Raw genomic sequence first — 19,204 nt, 5'->3', positions numbered from 1 at the left:
GCTTTTCCCAACGACATTGGCGTCCGGTGCGCCGATTGCGCCCGCCTGCTCGCCGCCCACCGGGACGAGCTGGCCGCCGCGCTTCTGGCTTAGATCGGACCGTCCGCGGGCGACTTGCGGCTCCGGAGACAGGCTCGCCTCCGCGACTACGCCGCCCGGTGACGGTGAGCGCGGCCGTGTCCGGCTCGGCGGCCAGCGGCGGGCAAGAAGGTGCCGGTCCGCATCGACGGGGCCGGCGGCACCCATCATCTGCTCGCCTCGATGACCCGCCGTCGGATGTCCTACGCGGTCGGCTTCTCCCAGCCCAGTAACCGCCCCGCCATCCAGGCCAAGCTGTCCGCCATCCCCGACGATGTCTGGATATCGGCCTATCACGCCGACGGCCAGGCCCGCCCAGGAGCCTGGGCCGCCGAGGTGACCGGGCTGTTTAACCTCACCAGTTGGCCGCCGGGGATGCGGCTGATTGTGCGCAAGGAACGCCCGCATCCCGACGCCCAGCTGCGGGTCACCGACGTCGACGGCATGCGGATCACCGCCTTCGTCACCAACCAGGGCCGCGTCGAAGTCAGAGTTGTAGGCCCTGACCTGCGGGTATATCTAGCAGCGCGGGAGGCAAGGATGCTGAAGCGCCTCGCTGCCTCTTGATCGGTCGCGTCGAGCCAGGCCCCGAGAGGCGTTACCTCCACCAAAAGTGGTGCGGGCGCTTGCCCGGCCGGAACCCAGCGCGTTCCGCCATGTCCGCGACGCGGTGGAAGTGCTGCCCGACTCGTTCCGGCACATGGGCGTCGCTGCCGAAGGAGACCCCCGTGCCGCCCTCCTGGCTCCACCAGCTCAATACTGCGGGCTCAGGCACCGGGCTCAACGTGTTAATCTCGAGCACGCGTCCGCTTTGTGCGAGTGCACGAAAGACGGCGCGATATTCACCCTCGAAGTCGGACTCGCGGTACCTCGCGCCTGCCGGTAGGTATCGTCGGGGGTAGTCCATGTGGGCGAGCACTTGAAAGGGAACGGAACTATCGATGAGCTCGAGCAGCTCATCGAAGTAGATGGCCATGACCTCGTCGACTGCCAGGGAGTCGAACAGGTGCTCTACCGGGAGCAGCCGACCCTCGTGCGGGACGACATGGACTGAGCCGAGAACGCGCTGGAAGTCCGCCGAACCGAGCGCGCGCTCGACACTGGCCGAGAAGCGGTGGGGCTCACCCATCTCGACACCCGAGAGGATCAGAAGGTCGGGGTAGCGAGCGCGACACGCCTCGAGGCACCGCAAGTACCCAGTGATGTCGAGATCCCGGGTGTACTCCGGGTAGCACAGCGTCAGTGCTTCGGATGCAGCAGCGTCCCCTCGGGTCCAGGCAGCGAAGTCCAGGTGCTCGGTGAAGGCCACAGCCGGCAAGCCGACCTGCACGGCCCGTTGGCACGCCAGGTCCATCGACGCGGCATCTGTCGTGTCGTAGGACCACTCGGAGTGGACGTGGTTGTCGGTCATCATCATGTCGGCACCCTCAAGTTGCCCAGCCGGACTCTGCCCGGGAGTGCGCCGGTTCAACACGAGTGCCCGTGTCCCGGTGGGATGGCTGCGTTCGAACGCACCCGGGTCGCCACGGCCTGCGGGGCCGGTCCCTGCTCCGGCTCACTCAGCGCGAACTCCAAGAGGACACCAGCGTGGTCCGACGCGGTAAGCGCCTTTCCGTCGATGGAAAGGACCTGCTCCCCGTTTAAAAGCTGTGCGTCGGTCAGTGTCAGGAGTTGCGAAGCTTCGCTGTTTAGCAGGATGTGGTCGATACGCTGCGGAGGCGAGTTGTCGAAGCCGCTCCCCGCTACTAGCGCGTTGTCGGGGTGCCACGTCGTCCACTCTCCCTTGCCCACTGAGCGGTCGGAGCCGAGGATATCAGCGTAACCGAGCTCGAGCATCCGCTCGTAGTTCTCCGCGCTTGCCTCCGGGCCCGCGTTGTAGTCGCCGCAGACGAGGGCTGGACCCCCGCGACCGAGCACAGCCTGGTGGACTTGTCGGAGTTGGCGGTCGCGGAACCGGTTCGCGATTGGGGCCTCCGTACCGAAGCTCCCGCCGGAGGTTGTGTGCAGGTTCGCGACGTGCAGAGCTCGGCCAGCGAGGAGCGGCGGCTCGAGCGTGGCTATCAGGAAGCCGCGCCGTATGACAAGACGCTCGCGTGGCGGGCTGGCGGAAAACTCAGTGAAGGCCGACGCCGAAATCGGGTACCGGGAGAGGAGCAGGAGGCCATGCCCAAGGCCGACCCACGCCTTATTGTCGTGCCTGGCGACGTGGGGGTATAGGTCGCTCAGCGAGCCAAGCAGTGCGGCGACGTGCTCTCGCCGGAAGACTTCTTGCAGGCATACCACGTCGGCGCCACTCGCGCGGATCTTGTGAATGATGGCCGGCAGTCGCTCCTCCCGGTAAGGCACCTCGTTGATGGTGTAGGGCCCGATCTGTCGCACGAGAAGCGCGACGTTGAAGGTCAGAACTCGCATTGCCAACTGTCTGGTCAAGTTTGCATCCTCTGTTCCAGTGTGTTGTGGTGATGGTTTGTATGAGAGCGCTAGCGGCCGCAAATGAAGTTCGATTATGGGGCGGAGCCTGCATTCGTGCTCAGCCGCACGGTCTCGTATGTCAGGCGTTCAATCGGGACGTCCGCGTCTTCTCGGAACAGACGTATTTGGCGGGCGAGCTCGCGACGCACACGCGACACTTTCGACGAGATCTGCCCACTCGCTGCGCGCTGCAGCGGTCTGTTTCGGTAACGCACGTACTGCACGCCCTTCTGCACAAAAACCTCGAACGAGTTGGGATGATAGCCCCGACCGGTCGCGAGAACGGCAGACGGTCTGACCGTCCATTTGTAGGTAGTCTCGCCCTCGACGTAGTCGAGCCCCGCCTCGAGCCAGAGGTAGCGCGTCTGGTTCGTCCCCAGGTCGACAAGTTGGGCCTTCCGGTAGGCCCTCACCGTCCAAAAGGGTGTCCTGCCCACATTTTTTATCGACAGCGTCAGCAGGGCGGGATTCGTGTAGTCATCGCCCTCGACGTCGAGCACTATCTTCAGATTATCGGCCTGTTGGACTGCCTGGGCACGCTTGTCCCTAATGAGGAGGGCCATACCCGTGATTAGGGTGCCCGAGGTGCCGATGCTGGCCACCCAGTCAGGCACAGAGCCCCAATTCACGGTCACATCGCCACCGTACCCGTCCAGGGCCGCGTCAAAGTCGAATGTCCGGTCTGACCTGCGGAGAGGGTCGACACTGGCCTCGGTGAGGCCCCTGGGCATTCCCTGTGGCTCCTCGCCTGCAGGATCAGCACTCCGCTTCCGCCCAGGTCAGGGTGCTCCAGCGATGCGGAGTGCCGGACAACACGGTCACGTTGAACCTCTACCTCCGCGCGTCCTTGGTGGCATCTGTACACCTCAGCGGCTTGTTCGACGACTTTGACGCGGCCCTAGGTGTTGATCACGGTGACCGGGCGGTATCAGACCAGGGCCCGTGCGAAGTCGTGAATGCCCCGCTTGCCCTGCTGCTTTTCCCTTCGGTCAGGCTGCGGTGAGGACGTCGGCGGGTCGGTAGCTGAAGTCTGGGTGGGCGGTGGAGATGTTAGTAGCGCGAGGAACCAGATGATGTTGATGGCGGTGTTGCGCAGGGCGGCCATGACCTGGGTCCGTGGCCGGGTCGCACGCTGGAGGAGTCTTCCCTCTCGGTGACGTCGCGGACTCAGTGCAGAGAGTTCTCGATCGTCCAGTAGGAGTGAATCCAGCCGGCCAGCAGCCGCGGGTCGGCGTCGCGGGCCGTCCCGCACGATGAACAGGTAACGGGCCACTTCCGAGGCATGTCTGAGTATCCCCGAGGCCCCGGCGTCTTCCGCGTCGGTCCCGAGCGGGACCAGCCTTGTCGGTTACAGGACTTCGGCACCTCCGGGCACCCCCGCCGTCTCGGTCGGCAGGGCCCTCGGTGACGATGCGTGCGTGAGCCATAACAACGTCTTCGAGCCGCCCTCACCGCCTCGTGATGATCTGCTCAACCTGCTTCGCCGGATCGCGAACCACGACGACGCCCCGCAGAGCCTGCGGGCCGACGCCCACGACCACCTCCAGTACCTGGAGGCCGCGGCGTTCGGCTCCGATCCGGTCAAGGGTCAAGGGCACATGACCGGCGACCTCCCGAACGCCCGCGAGGTCGTTGAGGGGCTGCCGCGGCCTCGGCGGGCGACTGGCTGACCCGGCGGGTTCCGCGGCAAAGAACGCCCCCCAATCTCCAGGCGGAGGTCGGGGGCGTCCTACGTGAGGCCGCCAAGGCGGTCGTCCGCTCTGCTCCGTCAAAGGCCGACGCGACGCGGTGCAAGCAGCCAACTATCGCGGCCCGCTCCCCCCGACGCCGTCGAGCGTGACACGGCAGGGTTCCGTTTTCCGTGTGAGGTACATACAGTCTCTCGGGCTGCCCAAACCAAGGCTTTGCCCAGGCCTTCGATCCCAGGAGCGCACCCTGCGCAAGCACCTCGCCCGTCTCGGCGTTACCGCGACCATCGTGACTGTCGCGGTATCGATCGTCCCGTCCGCGATGGCTGCGCCAGCCGCCGACAAAGAGCTGTGCAAGTCCGGCGGCTTCGCCAGCTACGTCGACCCAACCACGGATCTGCCGTTCGCGAACCAGGGACGGTGCGTGGCACTTGTGAACGGTGGCGGTCTGCTCGTCGCCGTCGAGGAGGAGCCGCCGGTGCTGATCGCTCCGACAGCCAAGGTCACCGTCGCGGCATTCGCCAATGGCGTCTTCGACGTGGCGGTGGAAGCGCAGGGGCAGCCGAACACGACCTACGCCCTGGATCTCCAGGCTGGCGCCGTCCAGGAGACTCGCTCAGTCACCACCAGCGCCGAGGGCCTGGCCTACACCACGGTCGGTGTCGCCCCGGAGACCCTTCTGGAGGTGCGCCACAACGGAGTGGTCATCGGCTCGGTCATCACGCCGGCCGCGCCGGTTGAGGAGCCTCCGGTGGAGGAGGGCTTGAGGGCTTCCGTGGCGGCCACGCCCGCTCGCCCGGGCTACTTCACGTTCAGTGCCGCCGGGCTCTCCCCCAACGGTGGCATGCGGCTCTTGCTGACGTTCCCCGGCGGTCAGACTGTCTCCCAGCCCGGCGTTGCCGACGCTAACGGCAACTGGACGAGCAACCCGACCAGCCTTTCCTGCTCCGCCATTCCTACCTACACTGTGCAGGACTACACCACCGGCACTGCCACCCCCGTCGCCCCCGCCTTGACCCCGACCGACTGCTGACCCTCTGACCCTCGGCCTTACCCTCGTCCCTCTCAACGAGGGCAAGGCTTATGCCTGCTCGAGTGACGTTTGCGGGGACATTGGGCGGCGTGACCGAGAACCCTGCCGACGCCTACCGTGCAGCCACTGACTCCCCCTTCCGGGCCGTTGAGCCGTTACCGGGAGAGGCGTCGCAGCCTGCTCGCCTTCGCCCGCAATGTTCATCGTCGTGAAGATACCAACGACTACCGAAGTTACTCATTAGAGGCAGGCCGCTTATGAGCCCCTGAGGGGCCGACCGAAGGTTCAGATTGCCATTGGAGTCGAACGCTTATTGGCTCAGAAGAATTAGTACGACTGCACCCGCCAAGAGCGCCACTGCCGCCATCTGCGCCCAGATTCCCCACTGAAGACTTCTAGCTTTGCTATTCGTCTTCTCCTGCGAATCTCGCAATGCCACCATTGCCGCTTCCGCCAGCCTGCGATCAACGACATCGGCCGAGCTTCGCCAAACCGAGGGATCCTCAACAAGCCTGGAGAGGTCCTGCGGATCAATGCGCTTGTACTCGATGAGCCGGTTGACGAGGATGCCTTGCAGGACCGCAAATAGGAAGAAGGCCAGCGCTGCCAAGATCAGGACCAGGGGCACCAACTCCAACTCAAAGTCAGTAGCCTTAGTCACTAGTGCCGCAAAGCCGAGCAGGAGCGTCACTAGTGCCGCAGATGACGTCACAACGGCCAGTCCACGCTGCTCCACGGAGGCCTTCCTTGAAGCCTCAAAGGAGAGCTCACTCTCAATCGCGGCGGCAATATGGCTGCCAGCGCGAGCAAAGTCAGCGTCCGTCATCACTACGCTGGCCGGTCTTCCCAAGATCATCGGGTTCGTCTCTTTCGAGTGACCCAATGGGACTGGAGGCTTCTGCTTCGGGTGGCTCGATCAAATGCACTTCAACCTTCGCGATGTCCAGACCTTTGACGAGTCTCGTGGGGTCCAGAAGTTCCGTAAAGTCTTCCGCGGGGGCTGCCGGAACACCCGTTATGGCGAGGCTTGCTATCTCCATGGCCTTAACTGCGCGGCGCTTTGCCTGCATGGACAGGCTAGATGCGGAGTTCTGCCGCTCCCCCGCCTGCAGACTTCGGGAGGATCGACGCAACCAAAGATATGTGAGAGCTATCCCGGAACTGAAGCTCACGCCGACTAACGCTCGATCCCGCTTGCTGAAGCAAGGGAAGACGGTCATCGTCGACCTGCGAGTGCGCTGATTGCTCATAACGTCCCCAGGCGCTTGGCTCGGTGGATCAAGGGTAGTGCGGTCGCCCCTCGGAGCCAAGGGCTCCACACCTAGGCGGAACTACCGCTCGTATGCAGCTCCGGTAGGCCGCTGTTGAGCGCGATGAGCAGGTCGAGGCACTCCTCCTGCCGGACCTCGCCGACGACGATCCGCGAGGGCCGCATCCGCAGCGCCTCCTTGACCAGCCGACGCAGCGGGATCTCCCCGGCGCCCTCGAGGTTGGGCTGGCGGGTCTGCATCGCGACGACGTCCGGGAGGGGTACGCGGAGCTCGAAGACCTCCTCGGCGGTGACGACGCGCTCGCGTGCGGGGATCGCCGCGCACAGGCAGTTGAGCAGCGTCGTCTTGCCGGCCTGGGTGCCGCCGGAGACGAGCACGTTGAGGCCGGAGGCGACGGCGGCTTCGAGGAAGCGCGCGGCCTGCACCGTCAGCGTCCCGGTGGTCACCAGCTCGTCGAGGCTGTGCGCCTGCAGCACGAACTTGCGGATGTTGACCGCCATGTGCCGGCGGGTGATGTCGGGGATGACCACGTGCAGCCGCGATCCGTCGGGCAGCATCGCGTCGACGAACGGCGTGGACATGTCGATCCGCCGGCCGGAGGTGCGCAGCATCCGCTCCACCAGGTCGGCCAGCTGCCCGGCGCTGAGGATGGTCGTGGTCAGTTCGCTGCGGCCGCGGCGCGCCACGAACACCCGGCCGGGCTCGTTGACCCACTGCCAGGTGCCGTAGCGCTCAGGTACGTCCCGCCACGGGCACCCGGTGCGGGTGCGGAACCGGATGCCGTTGATCAGCTGCCGCAACGTCCAGCGACGAGGTCGGCCCATCCGCGACCTGCCGTGGGCAGTGCCGCCAGGATCAGCCACTGCTCATCGGTTAGGTCGTGGCGGGCACCGGCCGGTAGGGTGCCCGCCACGAGGTCTCCGTGGTGAGGGTCTTCTTGGTCGTTGATCCCTCTACCGGAGACCTCGCCTACTTTCCGGCACCAACACGCCCGCTCGGCGCGCCGAGCGACTTCTCAAACACGGCCTAGTCGAGGTGTCGGAGCCTGTCCGGGACGCCTCGGCCGGATCCGCTGGCAAGATCCCCGGCAGGGAGGAGCCGCCATGCCGACCACCGCCCCCGTCTGGGTCCTTGACGAGGATGAGGCGCTTGAACTGCTGGCCTACCTGGTCACCGCCGCCCGCACGCAAGTGGAGGAGGCGGCGGAGTACGGCCCGATGCGGCTGCTCACCGCCGCTCGCCGGCTCGCCGAACAGATCACGCCGCGCTCCTCGACAGCAACCGCCGCCTTCGTCCACGACGACCTCGACCAGGTCCCCGAGCTCGCCGTGCCCCGCACCGGACGAGAGGACTACGTCGCGCGCCTCGACGAGCTGTGTCGATCACTCGCCGCCCACCTGACCGCCCGGTGGGCACCGGACCCAGCGGGGCCGGCGTGACCGGCATCGGCGCGGACGCGGAACGCGGCGCGGCGGTGCTCGCGGCGATCCGCAGCCGCCGGGTGGTGCGTGCGATGACGGCGGAGCCGGTCGAGCGCCAAGCACTGGAGACCATCCTCGACGCCGCCCGCTGGGCACCCACCGCCGGCAACCGGCATCTGCAGCGCTTCGTCGCCACCGACGACCCCGCGACGCTGCGGGTGTTGCGCGCGGTCTCGCCGGGGATGCTTCAGCACCCGACCGCCGCCATCACCATCTGCACCGACCACGCTCTGGCGGCCAGCTACGGCTTTCCGTCGGAGGCGCCCGGCCCCCGCATCGACGTCGGCATGGCGGCGGCGACCCTGATGCTGGCCGCCCACGCGATCGGCATCGGGGCCGGACCCGTGACTTCGTTCAGTCGCGCCGCGGTTGCCGTCGCCCTCCGCCTGCCCGACCCCTGGGTCCCGGAGCTTGTCGTGTGCCTGGGCCACCCGCGGCCCGGCGGCCCGGCACCGATCGGTGGCCGGCCGCACCTGACCTGGCGCGACCTCACCACATGGGTTCCGCCCGACCGCCGCCCCGGCGCGGACGCGCCCGAGCCCCCACGGAGCAACCCATAACGGCGTCCACCGTCGAACGACAGCTGGCCGACCGACTTGCGGAGCTCAGCGGCGACAACGTGTTCGGGGCGCCGGTCGACCACAGATGGACCGGGATCAACTGGAATCAGCTGCCCACCAGCTTGATCGACTGCTCTGGGGTGACCTGCTAGCGGCGGATGCGGGAGCGGCACGCGTGGGGAATTTTTGCTGGGGCGTCGGTCGGAGCACGTGTGCGGCTTTGACAGTTATTCGGCTCAGAATCTGCTGCGCGGCGGCGTCGAGTGGAACACTGGCCGCCCGTCTCCCTCAGGGGTCGGCTTTCACGCTGGGTGGCGTCGAGCCCAGAGGGAGGGTCTCGTGATGATGCGTAGGAACAGGCACGGAATCCCAGGGGGTCAGCGCGTCCTCGCGGTGGGGTCGGTCCTGACCGCGGTTGCGCTCGGCCTGTCGACGGTGGCGGCCGCTGCACCGGCGACCCCGGTCACCACCCCCCACACGGCGTCGGCGGCAGCCATCGAGGACGTCGTGCAGAGCGCGATGGCCGGCGGTCACCTCCGCGCGGTCATCGTCAAGGTCACCCGCGGTCAGCAGGTCATCATCGAGCAGGCGTTCGGCACGTCAATGGAGGGCGTACCGGCGACCACCGACATGCACTTCCGCAACGGTGCGGTCGCCTTCGCCTACCTGGGCACCTTGCTGATGCAGTTCGTGGACGAGCACAAGGTGACCCTCGACGACACGATCGACCGTTGGATGCCGGAGTTGCCCGAGGCCGACCAGGTCACGCTGAAGATGCTGGCGAACCAGACGACGGGCTATCCCGACTACGAGACCGATCCGGCGTGGGAGGCCGCCTGGAGCGCCGACCCGTTCCACATCTGGACCGTCGAGGAGCGGCTGGCCTATGCGTTCGCCCGCCCGCTGCAGTTCGCGCCCGGATCGAACTGGAGCTACTCACACACCAACTTCATGATCCTCGGCGAGATCCTGGCCCGGATCGGCGGACAGCCGCTGGACATGCTGCTGAGCGAGAAGGTGCTCGGCCCGATGGGCCTGACTGGGACCACGCAGACCGTAACCTCGGACATCCCCAGCCCGGTCCTGCACACCTACAGCTCCGAGCGCCGGGCAGCACTCGGTATCTCGCCGACGACCTCGTTCTACGAGGAGTCGACGTTCTGGAACACCCAATGGGGCACCCCGATCGGAGCCAACCAAACGACGACGATCGACGACCTGGCCACGACCGCGGTCGCGGTCGGCACCGGCTCGCTGCTCTCGCAGTCCAGCTACGAGGCCGTGACCGCGCCGAACCTACTGGGCTTTGGCCATTCGGACCCGGTCTGCGCGCCGGTCTGCTTCACCCAGGTCGAGGGGTACAATTTCGGTCTCGGCGTGGTGCGCTCCGGCTCCTGGATCCTGCAAAACCCGCAGCTGGCGGGCTTTAGCGCGACGGAGGCGTACCTCCCCTCTGAGGGGATCGCCATCGCGGTGGCCGTCACGTATCTGCCCGCCGCGTTCGACGCGCAGGGGAACTACCCGAACGCCGCGGACAGCCTCTTCCGGTCGATCGGGGCCGTGGTGGCACCGGACGACCCGCCTCCGGTTCCGAACGGGTGACCCGGGCTGCTGGCCGGCTTCCTCGCCAGTACCGGGCTCGACCTCGGATCCTTCCGCAACGCCAACCCTTGATGATCTTTAGCACGGCATCGTGGATCGAGAGGCACACAAAGGCTCGAAATTTCCGCGCAATGGGAGGACCCTTACCGGCCACGGACCGTCGGTTGTCCAGTACTTGAGCCGAACGGAGGGCATAATGAGGTTTTCTCACCAGGATTCGCCGATCGGGGACAGGTCAGAGAGCCATCGCCGCAGGTCAGGCGCATGTGCCAGCGGAGTACCGAGTACCGCCTGGCAGGAGCACACGCCAAGGAGCCGTGATTGACTCCGCCAACGACTCCCCACAGCCCTGACCAGCGGCGACAACCACACCCTCCAACTGGGCCCGGATTCCTGGTGAGAAAACCTCACTGCGCCGGTCGCCGATTGACCGTCGATGCCCGCACCATCACCCTGCTGCATGCGGCCATCCGCGGCCCGCTCGAGCGCGGCGACTCGCGGCTAAAGACGCAACGCTCAAGCGGGTGCGCCGGGTCAGCCTCTGCCCCTGGTCCATCGGCGCGATTATCGCCGCCTCGTTTCCCTCCATCAAAGCACGGCCGTATCACATGATCACCGGACGGATCGAGCCGCTACTGGGAATGGCGCATCGGGCTTGTTACAGCGGGCTCAGTGTGACGATGCCTTCGTCATCGCAGTAGTTGAGCAGTTGGTCGAGGAAGTGGTCCTCCTCTCGAGGAGGGAAGAGGTAATCCGGAGAGTAGCAAGAGTCGATGCCTTGCTCGAGCTTGACAACCAAAGAGACATACCTCGCGTACTTGTTTCGGTGCATCAGGGACGCTCCGCCCAGCATGCCGCACTTCTGCCGTAATGGGCGCAACAGTCCGTAGTGCTCAGCGAGGCTCTTGGATGGCACAAAAGGATCCAGCCCGGTATGCAGCAGGAATACGTAGATGGCCGGAGCCGCATTATGCTCTTCGTTGTGAACCCGCTGCCACTCACCTTCAATGACGCGATGCTGTGCGAAGAAGAGAGCGACATCGACGTCCACTGTGATATCAAGTATGTTGGACGGTAGCCCATAGTGCTGAAGAAAGAACGATCTTTGGAGGGCTCGGTAGTACGGCAAGTAATACCGTGTTGTTGTCTCACCTCCGACAGACCTTCCACTTTCCCACTCGACTGCGCCCCGCCCAAGGCCGAGCAAGGCGGGAGCGTCCGTCGGCGTGGGCGTCCAATCTGAGATTCCAAGGCGGCGAGTTACAAAATGAGTCACGTGCACTAGTTCGGCGCAGAAGTCGGCGTATTGTGCCAGGTCACTGACTTTACCCTCATACCCCCTGTACAAGCTCGGCACCAGAGAAGCTCGAGCCTTGCATCGCCACGGCGTGAGTACCGCGTCGTTCGCTGGTAAGGCGGGAATCGCATACTGCCCTGGCTGGCCGCGGAACCACAGCTCGAATTCAGGGTTAGCCGTTAGCCACTCACCTAGTATCGTCAGAAGGTCAGAAAGTTCCTTGCGAGTACGGATAGTTACCTCGGGTGGCTGAGCGAGATTTGGAACAAATAGGCGGTGAAGTGCCTGCTTGCCCCGTGACGCACCTACCGAGCGCAGGAGGTCCGTCGGGTTGAGTGCCAGGTGAGGATAGGCGGCCACGTAGGCGAGAGCCTCTCTAAGGTCGAGGTCCAGCGCCTCCGGCCCGGCAGACCCAGCGAAAAGTAGCATCCCGTAGTCAAGATCCACTAGAGCGTGGATTCCAGGCTGCATTGATAGGAGGTTCGGCACCTGCGCCTGATTTAAGACGCCTGGATCAAGGGGGGCAAAGCCGGAGTAGTAGAGACGGCTGGCAAATCCTGCATCTAATTGTAGATCAAGATTAGCCTTCATCCACTCGCCGCGGTCCAGGGCTGTGGTCGGGGATATCCAAGGCCCCACTGTGCTGATGGTGGGTAAGCCCGGAGCCTCCTCTTCCAACCGTCTGATTCTGGCCATAACCGATGGCATGTCCGCGTTGCAGCCGGAGTGCTCACGGGGGAACCACAAAAGATACATATAAGCTACAAAGGCCCGCTCATTCCTGTCGAGTGATGGCCATAAGTCGTCCAATTCCATGCGAGTAACCTGATGCAGTTCCGGTTCACCCCCCCGAAGCCTCTGCAGTTTGATCGCAAAGCTCTCTTTCCCTTGGACGAATGCATCGATGATGTCAATGTCCGGCAATGGAGCGCTCGCCGAGCCTTGTCCTGACTCTGGTGTCGACGGTGAGTCAGAGTCCATTTGAAGCTCCCTCGGAGGAATTCCATACCATAATTTGCACCCATCCGCAAGCTACCGCCTGGCACGTCGTAGAGCAAGGAGAAACTATCAGCTGCACGACGACCCCTTCTGGCGCTGCTCCGGGCATAAGCCGGCTGTGGCGGTCCCAGGTTGACCGTCTGGTAGCGCGATGTGCTTGTCGCAGCCGGCCGTCCTCCTAATTAACTATTCGGCCAGTGCTCCGTAACAGAGCTGGCTTGTGTCTTGCGACGTCGTGGGTCGGTGGCCTTGGCCTTGGCGATGACGGTGTCGGGGTCCTTGGTCCAGGTGAAGGGTTCGCAGCGGTCATTCCAGGCGTCGATGAAGCGCTGGATGGCGACGATCAGGTCGGCGACGGTCGGGAAGTTGCCGCGGTGCAGTGCCGGGCGGGTGGCCCGGGCGACACGATGAAGAATGGGCGGGAATTGGTCATGACGGCGCCGCTGACGGCAGGCGTCGGTCACGCTGCGGTTAGCGCTCGATGACGGCCGCGGGGTCCGAATGTTCTGAACCTGACCGACCCCGAGCTGCCCTCCCCTCCGGGGTTCAGACCGAGGGGGAGGGGAGAGGGGTCCCCGGGTAGGGGCGTGAGGGGTGAACCACGCTCAAGAGGCGGACGATGAGGTTTCCTCACCAGGAATCCGCACCAGCTCGAAGGGTGCGGTCGGCGCCGCTGGTCGGGGCTGCGGCCAGCCGTTGGCGACGTCAATCACGGCTGCTCGGCGCGGGTCCCGCCACGTGGCACTTCCGGTGGCGCATGCGCCTGACCGGCATTGATGCCTTCCCTGGCCGTCCGCGTACGGCTGATCCTGGTGAGAAAACCTCAATGTGAATCGCGATGCTTTGGCCATCCTCCGGCAGTTCGCCAAGGGCGCCTATACGAACCGACCGACAGGTCCTAACTATGACCAGCACTGGAACGTGGCTGCAACACCTCCGGACGAGCAGGTCACGCAAACCATCCCTGCGACGGCGGTCCGGCACACCCCGTTCGGCAAAATCAAACAGCAGGTTAACTTACGAGTAGGTACAGAGGCCGTCTACGTCGACACATCTCGCGTAGAGGCGGTCGGGCCAGTCGCCCGCATAGCTGAACGAGCGCTCAAACATGCAGACCTGCTCGCTCCACAGACCGTGCCGATTTCACAGGTCGCCAACCCGACTCAACCTTTCACCGTCCCGGGTGCTGTAGGCGACTTGGAAATTCGACCGCGCCCACAGGCCTTCGTCGGCCGCCCCTCGGAACTTCCGCCTAGCGAGCAGGTTGTCAACTTGTGGCGCCTGTTGCGTGGGCGGTGAGATGCGAGTCGAACATTAACCGCAGGCGTCAGTTGGGCGGTGCAGCTTAGTGCGCCGAGTAGTCGCTTAGAACCGCCTCTCGGTCAGTGAGCCATTCCCGGTAGCGGACGGCTGACTTGTCGGGGAGGACACGCCGAGCGGGAGCAGATGACCGCAAGGAGCGCAGGACCTTGGTAGGAGGACGTCTTCTCACGGATTCAGGTTTTCTCACCAGCTTTGACTGGCTGATTGGCATTGGTGCAGGTCGCCGCACGCTTCATCAAGAGGACGCGGGCTCTCGGGGTGAAGATCGTCTCGCCAAAGGTCGATCCCCGTCTTCCCCGGGAGCCCGCCGTGCCTCATCGTGCCCGCTTGGACGTGCCCGGACCTGTCTTGCGGGCGGTCACCGGCTGGATCGCCCGGCACCGTGCACGTCTAACGATCATTAACGGCGGGAGTTCGTAGCCTGCTGACAGCCGCCACGGCGCGCGCTATGCCCGAGCCATGAGGTACGCCCAGGGTGGCGGGCTGACCGCCGAGGAGTGCGCCCGGCGGGAGCAGGTGCGGCTGGAGGCCGCGGAGTGGATCGAGGAGGGCGCCACCGACCGGGAGGTGGCCGCCCGGTTTCGGGTGACCCGGGTGTCGGCCAATCGGTGGCGCCGGGCGCTGGCCGCGGCGGCCGCTCGGCGTTGGCCTCCCAGGGCCCCGGCGGGGCCCGCTGCCGGCTCAGCCCCGCCCAACTGAATGAGCTGACCGACCTGCTGGACGTCGGCCCGGCCGTGTGGGGTTGGGCGGATCAGTGCTGGACGCTGCCGCGCATCGCCGCGGTCGTGCACGAGCGCTTCGGCGTGGACTGTACCGATCAATGCGATCCGAGCAGGACAGATCCCGCGGCGGCGCAGGTAGCGGCGGACCCGCCGGTTGTCATAGCCCTTATCGCCGTGCAGCTTCAGCGGCCGGCGCCGCGGGTGGCCCCGGCCGCCGCGGCGGATCGCCGGCATCGTGTCGAACATCGGCTCGACGAGCTTGCTGTCGTGCCGGTTGGCGCCGGTGACTAGCACGTTGAGCGGTAGTCCGTGCGCGTCGACGAGCAGGTGGTACTTGCTGCCGGCCTTGCCCCGGTCGGTGGAGTTGGGGCCGGTCAGCTCACCACCCCTTTGGCCCGGACACTGACCGATTCGAGGCACAGCCGACTGACGACCCCATCGACACCGGACATTACGCAGAGTCTGCTGGCCCTCGCGGAGTGGCACTCATCCGCCCGCGATGGTCGACTCGTCGCCGTGGCCGATGTGGGTTCGGTGCTGACCCTGATCTCCCCGCGGGCGCGGGCAGCCTGGAAAGAGCTCGTCGACGTGCTCGCCGCGGCCGGTCCGGCGCCGTGCGCGGTCGGCAATCCGGAGGCCTGGTGGCCCACCCGCGGTGAAAGCACGGACGCTGTGGTCGGCTGCCGCATGTGCCCAGCCCGGGCCCAGTGCCTGGCCTACGCAGTGGCCGCCGACGAGCCCAGCGGCATCTGGGGTGGGCTGCTACCGGGCGAGCGGCGGCAACTGACCCGGCCCCATGCTGTCGGCTGAAGCAGCGCCGGGCCTTGCCGTCTGGGGATTGGTGAGGCCTGGTGCGTGGGGTAGCAGTTGGTTCAGCCCGGGCCGGCACCGACTCGCCAGCTGTTCCAGGGTGATCGGGTCGTCGCACTCATCGCGCAGCATGAGCAGCACGTGTGCCATGGCGTCGGGCTGGGTGGGGTCGACGACGATCCGGAGTACATCGTCGCCGAGGTCGGGCAGAAGCGTGCACACCGCCGAGCCGGGCAGGTCGCGCAAGAGAAGCAGGACCTCGCCGTCACACAGCTCGAGGTCGCCACCACTAATGTTGATCATAGGCTCTTTGCCTTGGGCTAGCCCGGGGCTTTCGTGCCGGTCCGTGATGGTTTGGCCCGAGACATAGGAAGGTGCTCCGGAGCTGGGAAGATGTGGCTTGTCTAGGGTCGCAACTTCGCAGGAACCGGAGCAGCTTGCTAGTGAAAAGACTACCGGGTCCTACCCGGCCCCAACAGTGGACGGCGCTGGGTCGAGTGTCGTGCGCATGGGGCAGCACGGTCCTGCTGCGGACCGCGCAGGCGGTCGGGCTCACGACCGCGCTGACCGAGGCGTTGGCGCCGTGGCGGAAGCAGATGGCCCGGTACTACCCGGGGAAGACCGCCGCTGACCTGGCGGTGTCGCTGGCCGTCGGCGGGGATTGTCTGGCCGAGGTGGCCCAGTTGCGCGTGGCGCCGAAGGTGTTCGGGCTGGTGGCCTCGGACCCGACGGTGTCCCGGCTGATCGACACCCTGGCCGCCGACGCCCCGCCACGCTCACAGCAACCATGCTCCCGACCACGCGGTCGACGCGGCCCAACCGAGGGTGATGGACCTGGGCGCCACCCTGGTCGGCGCTCATTCGGCGGACTCAACTCGACGGGGCGCACCGTAGGAGAGGTCAAGCTGGCACCTCCGATGCGCCTTCGACAGCGTCGCTGCCCGCCGGTTCGGCGTCGAGCGCTTCGCGGTTGAAGATCATCATCTTGGCGAAGTAGATGCCGCCAGCCAAGATGAGGCCCACAACGATCAGGTTGGGAACGAAAGCATCGCCGGGTGTGACGAGTACGAACAGCGCACATGCCACCCAGATCAGCGCTGCGACGGAGACCGGCAGTTCAAAGCGTCCCAGGTTGAATCCGCCCTCCTTGCGCTCGAGCCGTTTGCGCACCACAAGGTAGAGGACCACGATCGAGCCATAAATGAGCGCAGGCAGGATCGTTGAACCGATGATTAGCTGCAGCAATGCTGCACCGGGCAGAGCGATCATCAGGACCATCCCAATGCCCAGGATCAGAATCGTCGCAAACACCGGGGTTTGGGTTCGAGGGCTGACCCGTCGCATCAATCTGCATGCCGGAAAACGCCCATCCCGCGCCATGGCGAACGCTTGCCGCGAGCACGCGGCCATCACTACCATTCCGGCACCGAAGATCGCAAAGGTGATGCCGACCAGCAGTAATCGCTCCATGACCGGTCCCAGCTGAGAGCGGATGATCGCGGCGACCGGCGAGCCACTCCTGCTTACCGCCGGGATATCCTTGATCGCGACGGTGAGCGCGATCAGGAACAACAGCCCCGCCACTCCTGCGGCGACCACTGAGGACACAATCGCGCGGGGGACACTCCGAAACGGATCCTTGGCTTCTTCGGCCAGGTTTGCTGCGGAGTCGAAGCCGACAAGCGTGGTCAGTCCCATGAGCATTCCCGCCATCAACCCGCCGCCGATCGCGAAGTAGCCGCTGGCACCCGCGTTGATCCCCTGCGAGGTCACATTCTCGATGTTTCCGCTACCCGTGAACACCACGACCGCCGCCAGCGCGATCACCAAGACCGCCACGATGCTGATCTCAACGGCCACAGCAGCGGAGGTGATCATGCCGAGCAGTCGCGTCGAGGCGATCACCAGTGTGGCCTGAACAACCAGGATCACCACCGTGATGACCCTCGCCGTATCCTCGTTCTCCTGCATCCCTACTAGTGGCATGAACGCTTGACTCGCCAGCGCGCTGTCCATCGCTACCACCGCGATCGCGAGATACCAGAACGTAAGCCACCCGAACAACCAGCCGACCTTCGGGTTGGCCAGCCGCGAGGCCCACTGGTACGAGGACCCGCTGAGCGCGATGCGGGCCGCGAACTGGGCGACCACGAGCGCGACTAAGGTCTGCCCAACGGCCGCGATGACCCAGAGCCAGATTCCGACCGGTCCCGCGGTCGTAAGTAGCTCGTCGTACGTGGCGAAGACCCCGACTGCCACTGAGATGAACGCGAACGAAATCGCGAACACCTGAAAAGACCCGAGTGTTCGCTTCAGCTCCGGCTGGGAGCCGGAATGACCTGAAATACCGTCCGCAGACGGATTGGTTCTTAAAGGATTCCCCACCTTGGGCCTCACATCACTTCGATGGCATCCCGTGCCAGGTGGTCGGAACGTCGCCGGAGCCTATCGCTACTGCTCGGCTTGGACCGGTACTCCAGCCCGCTTTTCTCGCGCGAGTGGCGCTAGGGTGGGGTGTCAGATGACGAAAAGCACTCCTGACCTGCGACGTTGCGGATTCCTGAGGTCCGAAAGGATCATTAACGGCGGGGATTGCAGGAAGAGTCCGAGGTCGAGCCCGTTGCTGGCGAAAAGGCTGGCCAGGGGTCCGGGGCGGTCCTGCATCCGCTTCAGCCCGATCTGCACCAGCCCGGTCAGCTCGGCGGTAGTGTGCTTGGTCCGGTTGGCCAGCGACCACTTCAGATGCGACCACACCGGCTGGCCGCCGGGGATGCGGCTGATCGTCCGGAAAAAACGTCCGCACCCCGGCGCGCAGCTGCGGATCACCGACATCGACGGGCTGCGCGTGACCGCGTTCGTCACCAACACCACCCGGGGCAGCTGGCCGATCTGGAGCTGCGGCACCGCCGCCGGGCACGCAGCGAGGACCGCATTCGCTGCGCGAAGGACACCGGGCTGGCCAATCTGCCGCTGCACGACTTCGCCCAGAACCACATCTGGTGCGCAATCGTCGCGCTGGCCTGCGAGCTGACCGCCTGGCTACAGACCCTCCCCCGACCGAGCGCGACGGATACCAGCGGGCCCAACGCTGGAAGCCCAAGCGGCGCCTGCGGTTGTTCTCCCCGCACGAGCCGCCCGGACCGGTCGCCGCCGCATGCTGCACCTGGCCGCGGCCGCGCCGTTCACCGCCCTCGCGCTGGCCGCGCTCGAGGCGCTGACCCGACTGACCGCGCCACCACCAGTCGCCTCCGGCTGACCATCGGCTCCTCGCCCCGACGACTCAGAACAGGCCGGCTCGTGGAACCGGCGCCCACCCCGAGCGACCGCGGGCGAACCGTCACACCCAAATGCCAGCCTCAGGCCCACGCGGGACGAGAACCCCGACGATCACCAAGGCGGTCATGGTCGTGAAAGATCCGGGTTAGCGGAGCTTGGAGAGCAGACGGCGGCGAACACAGGCTCTCCTGCGCCGACGAACCCGGTCTGCTGTCCTGGTGCTCGTCAGCCCGCTCGGCTGAACCGGCCCCGCATTGGCGGCCGCTTCCCAACCGGACTTCTGCACCCCTGCTGCTATGGATCACGGCGATGTAGCGGGACTCCGTAGAAGTGACTTGTACTACCTCGGATGCGGTGGACCACGGGCTGCAGCAACGAGCGGTAGCTTCATGATGGTGACGCGTAACTCCATCGACCAGGCCCGGGGCATCCTCATGGAGCGGTTTCAGATGACCGCCGAGCATGCCTTCGCGCTCTTGACCCGGGCCTCCCGGGAGGCCAACGTCGAACTGCGCGACCTGGCCCTGCGGCTGATCGACGCCGGCGACACCGCCGCCCGGTAGCTGCGGGGGGCCACAAGTAGGCGGCCCGA

At 65.7% G+C, this 19,204-nt stretch carries 19 protein-coding genes and 3 pseudogenes; 11 read left to right on the top strand and 11 right to left on the bottom strand.

Annotation, left to right across the window (positions count from 1 at the left end; all coding sequences use genetic code 11):
- Positions 1–378 precede the first annotated feature (378 nt).
- Positions 379–550, top strand: a pseudogene (locus tag ACU616_RS13870) (IS1380 family transposase); the annotation flags it as partial.
- Positions 551–676: 126 nt separating this feature from the next.
- On the opposite strand, the gene ACU616_RS13865 reads toward ACU616_RS13870, so the two are convergent.
- From ACU616_RS13865 to ACU616_RS13850, 4 genes are all read right to left on the bottom strand, one after another.
- Positions 677–1,495, bottom strand: a complete 819-nt coding sequence (locus ACU616_RS13865; protein WP_446759035.1) for a PHP domain-containing protein — start codon at positions 1,493–1,495, stop codon at positions 677–679.
- A 50-nt stretch (positions 1,496–1,545) separates the two neighbouring features.
- The gene (locus ACU616_RS13860; protein WP_446759034.1) at positions 1,546–2,508 is read right to left on the bottom strand and encodes an endonuclease/exonuclease/phosphatase family protein; all 963 of its coding nucleotides are present in this window, start codon (positions 2,506–2,508) and stop codon (positions 1,546–1,548) included.
- 74 nt (positions 2,509–2,582) lie between these two features.
- The gene (locus ACU616_RS13855) at positions 2,583–3,152 is read right to left on the bottom strand and encodes a hypothetical protein (RefSeq protein ID WP_446759033.1); all 570 of its coding nucleotides are present in this window, start codon (positions 3,150–3,152) and stop codon (positions 2,583–2,585) included.
- Between the two features lie 326 nt (positions 3,153–3,478).
- Positions 3,479–3,655, bottom strand: a complete 177-nt coding sequence (locus tag ACU616_RS13850) for a hypothetical protein (protein WP_446759032.1) — start codon at positions 3,653–3,655, stop codon at positions 3,479–3,481.
- A 313-nt stretch (positions 3,656–3,968) separates the two neighbouring features.
- Here ACU616_RS13850 and ACU616_RS13845 point away from each other — a divergent pair, with 313 nt between their 5' ends.
- The gene (locus ACU616_RS13845) at positions 3,969–4,220 is read left to right on the top strand and encodes a hypothetical protein (protein ID WP_446759031.1); all 252 of its coding nucleotides are present in this window, start codon (positions 3,969–3,971) and stop codon (positions 4,218–4,220) included.
- A gap of 307 nt (positions 4,221–4,527) precedes the next feature.
- Entirely contained in the window at positions 4,528–5,271 is a 744-nt protein-coding gene (locus ACU616_RS13840) for a hypothetical protein (RefSeq protein ID WP_446759030.1), read from the top strand.
- A gap of 310 nt (positions 5,272–5,581) precedes the next feature.
- Here the strand turns inward: ACU616_RS13840 and ACU616_RS13835 are convergent, their stop codons facing one another.
- Positions 5,582–6,097, bottom strand: coding sequence for a hypothetical protein (locus tag ACU616_RS13835; RefSeq protein ID WP_446759029.1), 516 nt, complete (start codon positions 6,095–6,097; stop codon positions 5,582–5,584).
- Positions 6,098–6,592: 495 nt separating this feature from the next.
- On the bottom strand, positions 6,593–7,366 hold the full coding sequence (locus ACU616_RS13830; protein ID WP_446759028.1) for an ATPase, T2SS/T4P/T4SS family: 774 nt from the start codon (positions 7,364–7,366) through the stop codon (positions 6,593–6,595).
- Positions 7,367–7,645: 279 nt separating this feature from the next.
- Here ACU616_RS13830 and ACU616_RS13825 point away from each other — a divergent pair, with 279 nt between their 5' ends.
- The 3 genes from ACU616_RS13825 (at position 7,646) to ACU616_RS13815 (ending at position 10,185) form a co-directional block, all read left to right on the top strand.
- On the top strand, positions 7,646–7,981 hold the full coding sequence (locus tag ACU616_RS13825; protein ID WP_446759027.1) for a DUF6092 family protein: 336 nt from the start codon (positions 7,646–7,648) through the stop codon (positions 7,979–7,981).
- Positions 7,978–8,583: a nitroreductase family protein gene (locus tag ACU616_RS13820; RefSeq protein WP_446759026.1), complete on the top strand. Its 606-nt coding sequence runs from the start codon at positions 7,978–7,980 to the stop codon at positions 8,581–8,583. The genes ACU616_RS13825 and ACU616_RS13820 overlap by 4 nt, the downstream gene beginning before the upstream one ends.
- 393 nt (positions 8,584–8,976) lie before the next feature.
- The gene (locus tag ACU616_RS13815; protein ID WP_446759025.1) at positions 8,977–10,185 is read left to right on the top strand and encodes a serine hydrolase domain-containing protein; all 1,209 of its coding nucleotides are present in this window, start codon (positions 8,977–8,979) and stop codon (positions 10,183–10,185) included.
- A gap of 658 nt (positions 10,186–10,843) precedes the next feature.
- Here ACU616_RS13815 and ACU616_RS13810 read toward each other — a convergent pair.
- Entirely contained in the window at positions 10,844–12,463 is a 1,620-nt protein-coding gene (locus tag ACU616_RS13810; RefSeq protein WP_446759024.1) for an FRG domain-containing protein, read from the bottom strand.
- Between the two features lie 200 nt (positions 12,464–12,663).
- Complete coding sequence (locus ACU616_RS13805; protein ID WP_446759023.1) at positions 12,664–12,945, bottom strand: hypothetical protein; 282 nt, start codon at positions 12,943–12,945, stop codon at positions 12,664–12,666.
- A gap of 1,318 nt (positions 12,946–14,263) precedes the next feature.
- On the opposite strand from ACU616_RS13805, the gene ACU616_RS13800 reads away from it, so the two are divergent.
- Positions 14,264–14,503, top strand: coding sequence for a helix-turn-helix domain-containing protein (locus ACU616_RS13800; RefSeq protein WP_446761482.1), 240 nt, complete (start codon positions 14,264–14,266; stop codon positions 14,501–14,503).
- Between the two features lie 113 nt (positions 14,504–14,616).
- Here ACU616_RS13800 and ACU616_RS13795 read toward each other — a convergent pair.
- Positions 14,617–14,954 (bottom strand): annotated as a pseudogene (locus ACU616_RS13795) (transposase); the annotation flags it as partial.
- Between the two features lie 88 nt (positions 14,955–15,042).
- On the opposite strand from ACU616_RS13795, the gene ACU616_RS13790 reads away from it, so the two are divergent.
- A complete protein-coding gene (locus ACU616_RS13790) occupies positions 15,043–15,336 on the top strand; it encodes a WhiB family transcriptional regulator (RefSeq protein WP_446759022.1) in 294 nt (97 codons plus the stop codon).
- Here the strand turns inward: ACU616_RS13790 and ACU616_RS13785 are convergent.
- Positions 15,289–15,639 (bottom strand): hypothetical protein, encoded by a 351-nt coding sequence (locus ACU616_RS13785; protein WP_446759021.1) that lies wholly within the window; start codon positions 15,637–15,639, stop codon positions 15,289–15,291. The two genes, ACU616_RS13790 and ACU616_RS13785, sit on opposite strands and share 48 nt — an antisense overlap.
- A gap of 71 nt (positions 15,640–15,710) precedes the next feature.
- On the opposite strand from ACU616_RS13785, the gene ACU616_RS13780 reads away from it, so the two are divergent.
- Positions 15,711–16,310, top strand: a complete 600-nt coding sequence (locus tag ACU616_RS13780; RefSeq protein WP_446759020.1) for a transposase — start codon at positions 15,711–15,713, stop codon at positions 16,308–16,310.
- Here ACU616_RS13780 and ACU616_RS13775 read toward each other — a convergent pair.
- A complete protein-coding gene (locus ACU616_RS13775) occupies positions 16,237–17,721 on the bottom strand; it encodes an APC family permease (RefSeq protein WP_446761481.1) in 1,485 nt (494 codons plus the stop codon). The two genes, ACU616_RS13780 and ACU616_RS13775, sit on opposite strands and share 74 nt — an antisense overlap.
- Before the next feature lie 367 nt (positions 17,722–18,088).
- Here ACU616_RS13775 and ACU616_RS13770 point away from each other — a divergent pair.
- Both ACU616_RS13770 and ACU616_RS13765 read left to right on the top strand, forming a co-directional pair.
- A pseudogene (locus ACU616_RS13770) lies at positions 18,089–18,592 on the top strand (transposase); the annotation flags it as partial.
- 415 nt (positions 18,593–19,007) lie between these two features.
- The gene (locus ACU616_RS13765; RefSeq protein WP_446759019.1) at positions 19,008–19,175 is read left to right on the top strand and encodes an ANTAR domain-containing protein; all 168 of its coding nucleotides are present in this window, start codon (positions 19,008–19,010) and stop codon (positions 19,173–19,175) included.
- Positions 19,176–19,204 lie beyond the last annotated feature (29 nt).

The sequence above is a fragment of the Geodermatophilus sp. URMC 62 genome (assembly GCF_052931475.1).
This window is presented reverse-complemented; position numbering and strand designations above follow the sequence as displayed.